Consider the following 12889-nt stretch of genomic DNA (forward strand, 5'->3'; position numbering starts at 1 on the left):
TTTAACTTGGGGGCTCGTGCGTTGCCGTTTTCGAGTTTTCCCCCACTCCCCTCCCACTTTTCCAGCTATGCCTACGGCCCCCATCGCTCAACCAGTCCACGGCACCTCCGTGGATGCTTTTGTGTTTCAACGTGCTTCTCAGTTAGCGGCGCACGTGGCTCGCATCATTGCCGAAACCATCGCTCAGAACACCGCCTTGGGACAAAGGACCGTGTTGGGACTGGCGACCGGTTCCACGCCGGCCGACACCTACCGCGAATTAGTGCGTTTGCATCGTGAGGAAGGGCTCGACTTTTCCCAAGTCCTGATCTTCCTCATGGGCGAATACATTGGTCTCCCGGAAGACGGTCCGCAGAGTCACCGGCGGTGGATCGCCAGCCAGTTGACCGATCACGTAAACATCCCGCTCGACGCGGTGCGGGTGCCGAACGTCCATGGATCATTGAGCCAAATTCAGGCGGCATGTCGCGAGTATGAACGCGAAATCGAAGCGGTTGGTGGCCTCGACATTGTGGTCTGCGGGATCGGTCGCAATGGTCACGTTGGGTATAACGAACCGTTCAGCATCCGCAGCAGTCGCACGCGGCTCTGCACGCTCGATCCCGTTACCCGGCAGGCTGCCGCCAGCGACTTTTTCGGCGAAGAGCACGTGCCCCTGCAAGCGGTCACGATGGGCATGGAAACTATTCTATCAGCCGGTCGCCTGGCCGTGCTCGCCCTGGGGGAGCACAAAGCTCCGTTGGTCCGCCAAGCCTTTGAGGGACCGGCCACCGATCGTGTGCCGGCCAGCTTCTTGCAAGAGCACCCTCATACCGAGGTCTTTTTGGATGTGCCAGCAGCTCGCCAATTGACCGGCGTGGCGATGCCGTGGGCGCTGGGGCAAATGGAGTGGAACGAACAAAATATCAAACGCGCCGTGCTCTGGCTTTGTCGGCAAACCGGCAAAGCATTACTGAAGCTCAGCGATGACGACTTTCGCGAGCATGATCTGCATCAATTACTTCGTCACCATGGGCCCGCGCAGGAGTTGGCTCAACGCGTTTTCAAATGGATGATGGCCACGATTGAATATCATCCGGCTGGCACCGAACCCAAGACTTGCCTCTGCTTCAGCCCGCATCCCGATGACGACGTGATCAGCATGGGCGGCACCCTGATTCGCTTGATCGAAGATGGACACCGCACCCACGTTGCCTACATGACCAGCGGTAACATTGCTGTCTTTGATCATGATGCGGAACGAGTGGTTGACTTAGTCACTGAATTTCATCGACTGTTTGGCATCGATGTGGCCGGCAGTGCCGACATCCAACGACAAGTCCACGAAGGGCTGAAGCACAAACAGCCTGGTCAGCCCGATGTCGAAGCGTTGCAAAAAATCAAAGGGCTGATCCGCTGGAGCGAAGCTCGTGCGGCGGCGGTCAAAGTGGGCTGTGACGAAAAAGACTTACACTTCTTGGACCTTCCCTTCTACCGCACCGGCACCATCGCCAAGCGTCCCGTCGGTGAAGATGACGTCCGCATCATTCGCGACTTATTGCTCGAGGTTAAGCCCGACATCGCTTTCGTGGCTGGCGATTTGGCTGACCCGCACGGCACGCACCGCGTTTGTGCCGATGCGGTCTTTCGGGCCATCGCCGAACTCCAAAACGAAGGGCTGCCTGTCCCGGATGTGCTGCTCTACCGCGGTGCTTGGCAGGAATACGCTTTGGATGAAATCGAAATTGCCGTGCCGCTTTCCCCAAGCGATATCGAGCTCAAACGGAAAGCGATCTTCATGCACGAAAGCCAAAAAGACGAGGCTCTCTTTCCCGGCAGCGACCCGCGAGAATTTTGGGAACGGGCTGAAGATCGAAACACGGGCACCGCGGATGGTTACAACCAACTGGGCTTGCCCGAGTTCTTTGCCTTGGAAGCCTTCACCCGCTGGGACGGTCAACAAATCTAGCTCGACCTGGGCTACTATTTCTACATGCGTGCTTAAAACCCGTCCCCGGCGATCGCTCGCGGGAGACGGGTGCAAGTGACCAATCAGCGCGTCGGCAAACGAGGCCGCTCAGGTCTTTATTTCCCCAACTGGTCGGCCAATTCGGGCGCCTTATAGATCGACTTGAGCGCTTCGTAAATCCCGACGCCGGCAACTGATACCGCGCGCCCTTGCGTGTCGGTATACAGATAATCGGCGGTCAAACTTTGAATGTTCCCGTCAAAGATCAGACCGACCAAACGCCCCTCGCGATCGACCACCGGGCTACCGCTGTTGCCGCCAATAATGTCGGCGGTGCAAACGAAGTTTAGATCGGTGGAGAGCGCCACTTCGGACCTGGCTTCCATCCAGGACTCAGGCAACTCATAATCGTCGACGTTGCCGTGTTCGCTGGCGTGTTGGTAAGCCCCGGCGAAATCAGTCGTCGGTTCAATTTTTTCGCCATCCTCAACGTACCCTTTAACGACACCGAACGCCAAACGCAGCGTAAAGGTGGCATCGGGGTAGGTGTCGGTCCCCTCGACGGCGACGGTGGCTTCGGTGATGCGGGCGTAAGCTTGGCGAAGTTGCTCGCTGACCTCTTCGTTATGCTGACGCGCCTCACGGTAAATTGGCTCCATCAATTGGGCGATGGCGATCAGAGGATCCTCTGCGGTCTTAATCGCGTCGACTCCGCCCTGAACCAATTTTTTCCGCATGGCGACGTCGGCCAGTTGGGTTCCGCCGATCAACTCGGTAGCCCGATCGGCAGGCCCTTTACCGGCTAAAATTTGGTTGACCAGTTCGTCATCTCCACCGCGAGATTCGACCAAGCGGGCCAGTTCATCGGCCAATTTTACTCGTTCTAAATCGGCGTAGATTGGGGCTTCGCTGAGCAGATCGCGCAACAACGATTCTCGCCCCGCTTCGCCAAACTCACGCAACCTCTCGGAGTTTGGTTTGGCATCTTCGGCAGCCATCAAATTGAGCGTTTCTGCGATTTCATAAAGCCGCGAGCGGAGCGAGGTGACCTCACCCAACGATTTGCGTTGCTCGGCTTGCAATTCGGCAACTTGTTCCCACGCTGAAGCCAACGTTCTTAGCTCGGGTTTGTCCGCGAGCGCCTTTAGAATGGTTTGCTCGCGACGCATCTTTTCGGCAATCGTTTTCGGGTCTTGCAGCCCTGCCAGCATCCCCGTGTAAGCTTTACGTGAATTTTGGATACCAAACAGTTCATCCCGCGCCCGACGACTTTCCTCGGCGCCTTCCAAGCCAAATTGCTGCATTAAAATTTCTTTACGGCGCAGTAAATCCAGCACGTATGGCAAGCGATCATCGCGCAGATATTTGAGTGCTGCGACGGTGAAAATACGCTGAGTTCTACCCGGGTTTCCGGAGACAAAGACTAAGTCACCCGCCACGGCCGGCGTGTCGCTCCACTGCAGAAAGTGATCGATCTTCGCTGGTTTGCCATCTTCGTAAACTCGCACCAACGTGGCGTCGAGATTGTAACGTGGGTACTCGAAGTTATCCGCATCACCGCCAAAGAAAGCGGCTTTCGTCTCGGGTGCCCAGACCAACCGCACGTCGGTGTATTTCTTGTATTGATACAAGTGATATTTAGCCCCGCCGTAGAGCGTCACCACATCGCTTCGCAAACCGGTCTTGTCGAGAGCTTCCTTTTCAATCTCGGCGATGCGTCCCCGCCGAGCCTTGGCCGCGTCCTCGATACTCATATCCCCTTTAACAGCCTCGGAAACTCGCTCGGTGACATCCTCAATCGCCACCAATTGGTTTAACTCCAAATCGGGAGCGCGTAATTCCTCTCCCAGTTCGCGGGCCAAAAAGCCTGCTTCCATGATATTGCGTTCGGGGGTGCTGAGCTTAAACAAAGTATCGGAAGCGACGTGATGGTTGGTCAGCACCAAGCCGTTGCTGGAAACGAACGAGCCCGAACCGCCAGAGTTAAATCGCACGCTGGACAGCATGATATGCTCCGCCCAGTCTTCATCGACCGTGAAATCGTGGCGTTGCTTGAGGATTTTTCGCGGTAAATCATTGAACAACCACATGCCCTCGTCGCCACGAGCAAGCCGCGGAATACTCAACGAACCGGTAACGACACCGAAAATAAGAAGCATTGCTAGCGAAGACTTCATAGAAACAAACTCCATGTGCGGCCGAATGGCCGAGTACCGTGATGGGGGTGTTTGATTAAACTTTCAGCTACTTCACGCAGTATATCAATCCTCGCTGGCTCGATAACGCGGGGGAGATATTTTTAAGCACCGCTGCAAAAGTCATCAAACAAAACGAAACCAGCCGCAGCGCGTTCGCCTCCGGTTCCTCGGAACCGTGAGCTAGCGATCAACGGCTGATATCACTGAAAGACTTATATCGAGGCGACGGGTTTCTCGCGTATACGATCGGCCCGCGCGCGGCGGTTGCTGCGTTTTTTCATGATGGGCATCACGAATAAATAGACACCCGTGAACCACAGACCAAGTAAAACAATCGCCGAGGGCAGGAAGATCCCCAGCTTGGCAACATCCCCTCCGAACCAAGAACCATCATGGATCGCCTCAATCAAATCACTGCGGCGATAAGCACTGTGCAAGACCTCGCCATTGGTCAGGTCTACCTGGACCTCCCAGGAGTTCACCGCGCGAATTTTGGCAACCGCTCGTCCAACGCGAACGTCAATCCTATCGACATCATCCCAGCTGGAGACTTCGGCTTCCGGCACGCCACGAGCGGCCTCCAGCAACACGTCCCAGCCCAACATCTGGCCATCTGGAGTGCCGCGCATGGTCGGCGGCTGGACCCAGGCCACCTGTTTCTTTAACTGCAGCACCAATCCTGACAGCAACACAATCAATAATGGCAGGGAAATGAGGATACTCCCCCAACGATGTCCCAGACGCGAAAGACGATGCATGAATCACTCGGGAAAATTCGCACGGCTCTGATGAAAATAGGCTTCCTCAAGCTTCTGCCCGCCCCATCATAGTTAACCGAAAGGAACGACAAAAGGTCGCGAGATAAACTACCGCGTGCTTTTTCAAGTGGCTCTGTTTACGTCTATTGGTTCACCAGAGGGTGACGTGCTGAAGTGCGCCAAGCCAACGTAGCGAAGAGCGCCTGCACCGCGATTGCCAATGCGGCTGCCGGCACGGCGCCTTCCAAAATCAGTGAGGTATCATTCAGCCGGATGCCGCTCAGAATCGGCTGGCCATACCCCCCAGCACCGATCAGCGCGCCGAGCGTTGCAAAGCCCACGTTCAGCACCGCGGCCGTTTTGATTCCAGCCAAAATCCCCGGCAGCGCCAAAGGAAGTTCGACTTGCAACAGCCTGACCCGGGCGGGTAACCCCAAGGCTTGCGCCGTTTCCAGATAATGTGGCTCAATCGCTCCCAAAGCAGCGTGCGTGGCGCGAACGATCGGCAACAAACTGTAGAGCAACAAAGCAGTCACGGCCGTAGCTGAGCCAACCCCCACACCGCTCCATCCGAGTGCAGCCGTGATCGGCAACAACATCACCAACAAGGCCAAGGCTGGCACAGTTTGCACGATCGCGACAACGGCTAATATCACTTGGCCCAGCGTGGGCAATTTACAAGCGAGCACTCCCAGGGGAATGGCCAGCAGAATTGCCGGCAGTAATGATTGACGGACGAGGTTCAAATGTTCGCCAGTGCGTTGCCAAATCCGCTTCCCCCGACTCGTCTGCTGCACTTCCACGCGCAACCCAAATTCGCTTTGCAGAAAAGCGGCGGCAACATCGGACTCGTTGGCCTGCGGCGATTCAGCCGCCGCATTCATCTGCGTAATTTGCTCCGCGGAGAGTTTGCCTTCCAGTTGTAACAATCGATCTTGATAGTCGGGGAAAGCTGCGAGCATTTCCTGACGATACAAAGTGACCGCGTCGTAGCGGGGGAAGAAATCAGCGTCGTCCTCCAGGGTAACAATATCGTATTCGACTAACTTTGCATCGGTACTGTAAGCATCCATAAAGTCGATGGCGCCCGATTGCAGCTGGCGGTAAGCCAAATCTTGATCCATTCCTAAGATGCTGCGTTGCGGCAGTGAATAATGATCGCGCAGCCCCGGCCAGCCGTCCGCCCGCTCGATAAACTCATTGCTCATGCCGCCGATCAAGTCAGGATGTTTGCGGAGTTGCGAAACCTGCGTGATGCCTAACGCCTCGGCACGAGCGCGAAGCATCCCGATGGCATACGTGTTGTTAAAACCAAGTGGCTCCGTCACTCCGATGCCCTGCCTGGATAAATCAGCACGAATCTCCTCCCAGCTCAGCTCCCTACCCGCGTACAACTCCTCCACAATCGTACCGGTGTACTCGGGATAGAGATCGATATCCCCCTGTAGCAACGCGTCGAATACCAAGCGGGTGCCTCCCAACTCGCGATAGTGATCGGCACGCAAATCGGTGGCTCTCGCCAACTGCTGCAGGATCTCTCCCAGCACGACCGATTCGGTAAACTTCTTCGAGCCAATCTGGATATCTACCGTCGACCGGCCAAGGGGAAACCAAGCCACGACCAGAATCAGCATGGCGGCCAAGGCGAGTCGGATCAACCTGCCACCTCAAAGGCTTGGGCTTCGATGAACTTTGTCACAAAAGGGTCCGCCGGTTGTTCGACTAATTCGCGGTAAGCTCCCTCTTGAACAACACGTCCGCCCCGCATGAGCACAACCCGATCAGCAAAATACTGGGCTTCTCGCAAGTCGTGTGTGACTAGCACCACCGTTTTGCTCAATTTGCGAAAGGTCTCCCGCAGTTCGGTCTGCATGTCCGCGCGGACAATCGGGTCGAGAGCACCCAGCGGTTCATCGAGCAGCAATACCTCGGGATCCAACATGAGGGCCCGCATGAGGGCAACGCGTTGCTGTTGGCCACCCGACATGCCGGCGGGCGGACGATTCAGCAGATCGTGGGGCAATTGCATCCACTCAGCCAGTTCGGTCACACGTTGCGCTATCTTGGCTCGCGACCAGTGCAAATACTTAGCGACCAGCACGACGTTTTCGTAGGCGGTGATGTGGGGAAACAAGCCACCACGTTGAATGACGTAACCTACTTTGCGGCGCAGCGAAAGCCATTGATTTTGGCTAACTTTTTCGCCTTGCCAGAGCACATCCCCGTGCGTTGGCGTGACCAACCCTAGGGCCAGCCGCAACAATGTCGATTTCCCGCAACCACTTGTCCCTAACAAAACGGTTGTCTGGGCGGGACGAAATGTTAGATCAACACCATCAACCGCCCACTGCGATCCATACTGTTTCGAGACCGCGGAAAATTGGAACATAGTAAGTTCTCCAGCACCAGATCTGTTGCTTACCAACCGCGTGTCCCGGGAGCACCCTTGAAAGGTCCCACAATCATGGATGTTATCCAACCGCCATAAAAGTCACCTGCTTGAGGTTGAACTTTTTCCTCACCAACAAAGCAAGCATCGACGCGATTCGAGTAGAACGCCAAGTATCCACGCAGCGCGGCATACTTGGCGACCGGTTGCGGGTAGGCCCAAGCAGCAGCGGCCGCGACGCGATCATTGACGACGATATCATAATATTTGGCCATCCCTTTCCATTCACAAAACGTCGAGCCATTGCCGGAGGGGACTAAGAAGCCGAGCTTGACGTCTTTCGGCGGGATGTAAAAGACTGGCGGATGGCTCGTTTCCAGCATGCGCAGACTATGATCCGAGCTGGCAATCACCTCGCCACCAAACTCCACGCGCACGGTTTCCGGCCAAGCTTCGAGTCGAGGTGGTCGCGGATAGTCCCACACCGATTCTTGTCCAGGCCCTGGCTTTATCGGTTTGACCATAGTTGCGTCTCCTAAGTGCCTGCGTTTGCTCGTCTCCAGGCTCTCGCCTGCGGTGTTTACTCGTTCCCAGGCTCCTGCCTGATATCCCCAGCTCGTTCCCAGGCTCCTGCCTGGTAACGCACTGCACAGAGGCTCCCACCTCCGGTGTCCCAGCTCAGTCCCAGGCGGGAGCCTGGGAACAAGGGAATGAGCTACATCCAATCAGTACACACGTCAATTATTCCCGGTAATTGAGCGTAGTTCCTCGCGCTACTGTATCGCCAATGAATCGGATCCTCGATATAGCCGCGTCGCAGAGGATTATTATGAATATACTCCAGCTTTTGCCACATTACTTTATCCGACTCGATGATTTTCGGATGACTACCTTCCTGCCAGACTTGATAGTTTTGATCGACTTTGTGACGGAGTTTATAATAGCTCAATTCTTGTAAGAGGGTTTTGAAGCCTAATTCCTTCATTTTGCGAACGATTGAACTTGCAGTGAATGACTTAAACTCACCAACTCTCTTGGGCAGTTGAGGACCAACAGCAATCCAATGAAGATGATTTTCCATTACAACGAACGCTAGTATGTCTATTTTGCGTTCCCTTTGCAGAAACCGCCAACTATCAAAAACAATTTGGGTAAGCTCGGGGTGTGAAAGCACTGGCAACCAAGCCACGATGGTGTCTGTCATAAAGTGCGGGTAGTGTTCATCACCAAAGCGATATCGCGAACGAGACATTTCGTTCCGCCTTAATCAGGAGTTGCAAAAACCCGTTCCCAGCGCCGCGACTGGTAACGCACTGCCGTGGAGTTTCCCGCCTCTGGTGTCCCAGCTCGTTCCCAGGCTCCTGCCTGGGAACGCACTGCACAGAGGCTCCCGCCTCTGGTGTCCCAGCTCGTTCCCAGGCTCCTGCCTGGTAACGCACTGCACAGAGGCTCCCGCCTCCGGTGTCCCAGCTCGTTCCCAGGCTCCTGCCTGGTAACGCACTGCGCAGAGGCTCCCGCCTCCGGTGTCCCAGCTCGTTCCCAGGCTCCTGCCTGGTAACGCACTGCGCAGAGGCTCCCGCCTCCGGTGTCCCCATCTTAGCAGACTCGGTCCGCAGCGCAGCAGGCGGGAGCCTGAGGAGCAGCTCATTCCCAGGCAGGAGCCTGGGAATGAGGGAATGAGCTAATCGAGCCAGTCTTGTCTTTCCAAACGATCGGGCACATAGACTTCGGTGACATAGCTGATGTCTTTGGAAATCAGCGATTCGACTTCCAGCTTAAAACCGTTGTCGAGCATCTTTTGAATTTCTTTTTGCCATGACTTTTTGTGCTCGAACCAAGGGTACTTGGCAATTTGCTTTGCGCGTTTACGATCATTCTCGCTGAGCTTGATCGTCACGTTGTGGTCGAGATCGCAACGTTCCAAATCGATGCTGCGAATCCCCAAAAAGCGTGCCTCGGGGATCGCCATCCGCTGGCTTTCAAAAGCCAGATTAATACTTCCCTGCTTGATCACGCTGTAGATGTAATATCCCCAGGGGTCATTATCAAGCAAACAATAAACGGGAAGTTCCAGCTCGGAGTGCAAACGATGTAACAGTCGCCGCACGCCGCGTGGTGGTTGCCCACCACCATGCGTCAAAATGCAATTATAATCTCGCCAGAATTTATCTTCGTTAAAACGTTGCCAAACCGTGTCTTTTTCGACATGCAAGATAAAGTCCGCGTCGCACTTGATAAACTCAATCCGTTCGGGTTCAACAATCGAGGGAATAGAATATCCACCAGAGCCCATGCGACTGCAATCGATCACATCCCCCGAGTCGTTGAGCGTGATCGGGCCAACCATCGAACCCTTTGTTTGCGCGTAGAGGTGCAGTTCTTCTCGCAGCGCACCAGCCAGCACTTCGAGATCCTCAATCACCGTATCCGATTCACTTTGGTCGCTGAACGTTTCCTCTTTGGTTTTGTCGATGGTGTGTTTCAACAGATAGTACAACCCCCGAATGCTGGTCGTCTTGCCTTGATTGATCAATTGCGTGCAACCGCTGCCGACCAACATGGTCTGCATATACGATTTGGCTTGGTGCAAATTAAACAATTCTCGACGGTTGGTCTTTTTCCCCATTTCGATGTAACGCTTGGTACGATTGTACTTGGCGTTGGACAACGTCCGCGAAGGAATGTTGAGATGAGGATCTTGTTTCTTCGTGGCCCGTTTGACGACTTCGTCAGCCAATTCGCGGAGCCGCTGTTGGGTATCCAGGTCGCGTTGCGTGAGCACGACTGGAACTTCAGCTTTGACTTGCTTGCGAATACGGGGATTTGTTTTTTTCTTAGCCATAATGGTAACCGGTTATTCAATCTGGGTCGCTAAATCGTCGCTGAACTCGTCGGCTTCCACCTCATCGAGGATGACCTTGCCATATTCATCGAGCCGCACATCGGCATCGGAAGTTTTTTCCTTGGCGACTTCTAAGAGTTGCTGATAAACGGTGTCGCGATCCGCGCCGTTGATCGAACTGACCGCCGTGGCAACTTCACCCAGGTAACGAAGAAAGACGCTTCTCCGTTCAGCTTGTTGGCGAATCGTATTTCGCTTCCGCATGAACGAAGCCAGCGATCTGCCAACCGTCTGCAGGGCCAAGCGGAGTTCTTTTTCGATTTCCGGATAGTTGGCCACCGCTTCTTTTGATTCGCTGGTGAAAGGAACCCAAACGCTGGCGATGTGGGCGATAATCGTAATCGGTCCGTTGGGCAAATTGCCGCGTGATTGCGTCATGCCATAAGACCGCCAATTGGTTTGGATTACCGACTGGGTGATCGCACAAGCGCCGCCTTGGAATTGCAGCGGCACGCGATTGGCAAACCGCAGCACTTGACACGACTGGCCCTCACTGATGTTGATCTCATGCAAAGCAGCGTGCAGTTTCTTCAGTTCGCTGGACTTGAGATTGGCGGGGCTTTTCCGCGTAGGCAGCGCGGTCTCCTTGAGAATCTTGTCAGCGGTATCGGAGCCGAGCCCCGAGAAGGTATTGATCAGAAACTGTCGCAAGGTGCGAGCGTCGCTCTGCCCGACCAGCTCTTCCAGTTCGTCAAAAGCGACTTTTTGAGTTTGCGGAGCACCTCCGTAGGCGATGCCGACTTCGACCTGGAAGGGACAACCGCGGTAGACGGCCGGAGGTCGAGTTACGGTATCGTGAAACTCGCCAGGCACCACTGATTTCAGCCCCTTGAGCAGCAATTCGCGGCCAATCGGCACGACGCAATCGGTCGAAGGGGGGCGAATTTTCGTTTCCTGCATCGCTTTGAACAGCTGGTCGGCCTGCTCGCGACCAATCTTGGCCGTCGTCACCCGCGTGCTGATCTTGGCGTTGGCACAGACGCGGGCCGCCACGGCGGGCGTGACGCAGGAGAACGATTGACGCAAGAACTGGGCAATCGAGTTCTTACGATCTTCGCTCAGCAAAGCGATCAAGTGGCCCAGTTCAATGCCGTAGGGGTGCGGCTTGATCTCTTTCGCCTCCGCCGGTAACTCGGCGGCACTCATCCAGTACGACGTGCTATTTCCGTCGGGGTCACGGTAGTGGATGGTGACGTGCGGATTGGCAATTGCCGTTTGCGCTAGATACTCGTCGACGCTGCCCCGGCCCCGTTTATAGGTCGCGGCCAGCTCGATCGCCACGCGAGTACCGTGGGTGACTGGTGCCACCGTGCCATCTTCGTGGACGATCTCGGTTTCCCAGGCAATTCCGTGGTCGGCGATATATTTGACACCCTTTTCGCCGGGCGGAATATCGACCCCCTCGCCCCGGCCATTGATGATCTGCGGCGCGTTCTTCTTGGTATCTATTTGCAATTCGAAATAGTGCGCGGGTTTGCGCACCGACACTTTGCTGACAATCCGCACGGGCTGGCCGCTGGTCAACATGCCGTTCATGCCAGCCGCACTGATGCCGATTCCCTGCTGTCCACGACTCATCCGCAAACGATGGAATTTCGAGCCGTAGAGCAGTTTCCCGAAGATCAGGGGGATTTGTTTCTTAACGATCCCGGGACCGTTATCTTGTACGGAAATACGAAATCGCCCCGAGTGGGTGACGTCGATTTGAACCCAGATCACCGGTATAATTCCCGCCTCTTCGCAAGCGTCGAGCGAATTGTCGACGGCTTCCTTAACGGTCGTTAACAGGGCTTTCCGCGGGTTATCAAAGCCAAGCAGGTGCTTGTTCTTGGCAAAAAATTCACTGACCGAAATATCTCGCTGACCTTTGGCCATTGCTTCGGCGGTCGAGCGGCGGTTCTTACCGTTTGAGGTTGCAGTCGCCATCTTCTCCTTCGGGCGTTTCTATCTCGTGTTCAGGGCTCGGGCCCCCAGCGGGTCAACTTCCATTGCTGCGGATTGTATCGACTTTTCTCAATCTGACCCAGACGACAATTGAGGTAAGCCTGGGAATTAAACACCGACTTGGGGATGCGGACAAGAATGGCTGGCGGGGCGAACTGGCGATGACCGAAATCTAGGGTTGCACAGCAGTGCTTTTATCTCAATTTCGGACATTCGACCACGGAGGGACGAGCGTCATGCGTCTTTCGCTTCGCATTACAGCCGTCGCGGCAGCCGTTTTGGCGCTTGCGACAACGGCCGACCAGATTGCGGCTCAGGAATTTATTGTCAGCAGCCAAGTTGTCTCCGACGAGGCCGTTGGGGGCGATTGTGCCAATGGTAACTGCGGCTCCACCGGAGAAGCGGGAATGATTGGGGGTGGCAGGACCTACGGGCACCCACATCTGTTCCATAATTATTATACGCAGGGTTACAGCAACGCGGTCAACGCACAAATGTACCTTTCCCCGGTACCGGTGCCACCCAATGTGGGGCACACGTTCATGACCTACCAGCCGCTGCAGCCCGAGCATTACTTGTATTGGCACAAGGACCGCTACCACAACCATTACGACGGCGGACGCGGGCTTAACCGCACACGCGCGACCTATTACGCACCACCGGTGCGGACCACGGTCGAAAACGTTTACTGGAACTGGCTTCGCATTCCCCGCTGATGCAGCTTTGGTACACAGTCACTCCGGGAGTGTT

10 protein-coding genes are annotated in these 12889 nt (G+C 55.4%); 2 read left to right on the forward strand and 8 right to left on the reverse strand.

All coding sequences use genetic code 11. The annotated features are described in order from the left end of the window. Positions 1-67: 67 nt before the first annotated feature. The gene (locus SH139x_RS24985) at positions 68-1948 is read left to right on the forward strand and encodes a 6-phosphogluconolactonase (protein ID WP_488352461.1); all 1881 of its coding nucleotides are present in this window, start codon (positions 68-70) and stop codon (positions 1946-1948) included. A 116-nt stretch (positions 1949-2064) separates the two neighbouring features. Here the strand turns inward: SH139x_RS24985 and SH139x_RS24990 are convergent, their stop codons facing one another. The 8 genes from SH139x_RS24990 to SH139x_RS25025 form a co-directional block, all read right to left on the reverse strand. Then, on the reverse strand, positions 2065-4107 hold the full coding sequence (locus tag SH139x_RS24990; RefSeq protein ID WP_488356088.1) for a S46 family peptidase: 2043 nt from the start codon (positions 4105-4107) through the stop codon (positions 2065-2067). A gap of 251 nt (positions 4108-4358) precedes the next feature. After that, positions 4359-4904, reverse strand: coding sequence for a PepSY domain-containing protein (locus tag SH139x_RS24995; protein WP_488352462.1), 546 nt, complete (start codon positions 4902-4904; stop codon positions 4359-4361). 143 nt (positions 4905-5047) lie between these two features. After that, entirely contained in the window at positions 5048-6562 is a 1515-nt protein-coding gene (locus SH139x_RS25000) for a glycine betaine ABC transporter substrate-binding protein (protein ID WP_488352463.1), read from the reverse strand. Further along, positions 6559-7293 carry an ATP-binding cassette domain-containing protein gene (locus SH139x_RS25005; RefSeq protein WP_488352464.1) on the reverse strand — a complete coding sequence of 245 codons (735 nt, stop codon included), beginning with the start codon at positions 7291-7293 and terminating at the stop codon, positions 6559-6561. The genes SH139x_RS25000 and SH139x_RS25005 overlap by 4 nt, the downstream gene beginning before the upstream one ends. Positions 7294-7322: 29 nt before the next feature. Continuing rightward, the gene (locus SH139x_RS25010; protein WP_488352465.1) at positions 7323-7817 is read right to left on the reverse strand and encodes a DUF427 domain-containing protein; all 495 of its coding nucleotides are present in this window, start codon (positions 7815-7817) and stop codon (positions 7323-7325) included. A gap of 191 nt (positions 7818-8008) precedes the next feature. Further along, entirely contained in the window at positions 8009-8545 is a 537-nt protein-coding gene (locus SH139x_RS25015; RefSeq protein WP_488352466.1) for an REP-associated tyrosine transposase, read from the reverse strand. A 429-nt stretch (positions 8546-8974) separates the two neighbouring features. After that, positions 8975-10135: a DNA topoisomerase IV subunit A gene (locus SH139x_RS25020; protein ID WP_488352467.1), complete on the reverse strand. Its 1161-nt coding sequence runs from the start codon at positions 10133-10135 to the stop codon at positions 8975-8977. A gap of 12 nt (positions 10136-10147) precedes the next feature. Then, a complete protein-coding gene (locus SH139x_RS25025; RefSeq protein ID WP_488352468.1) occupies positions 10148-12121 on the reverse strand; it encodes a DNA topoisomerase VI subunit B in 1974 nt (657 codons plus the stop codon). A gap of 254 nt (positions 12122-12375) precedes the next feature. On the opposite strand from SH139x_RS25025, the gene SH139x_RS25030 reads away from it, so the two are divergent. Beyond that, positions 12376-12855 (forward strand): hypothetical protein, encoded by a 480-nt coding sequence (locus SH139x_RS25030; RefSeq protein WP_488352469.1) that lies wholly within the window; start codon positions 12376-12378, stop codon positions 12853-12855. Positions 12856-12889 lie beyond the last annotated feature (34 nt).

Origin of the sequence: Kothea flammea (assembly GCF_052161645.1) — a bacterium.
Taxonomy (GTDB): Bacteria; Planctomycetota; Planctomycetia; order Pirellulales; family Pirellulaceae; genus Laterigemmans.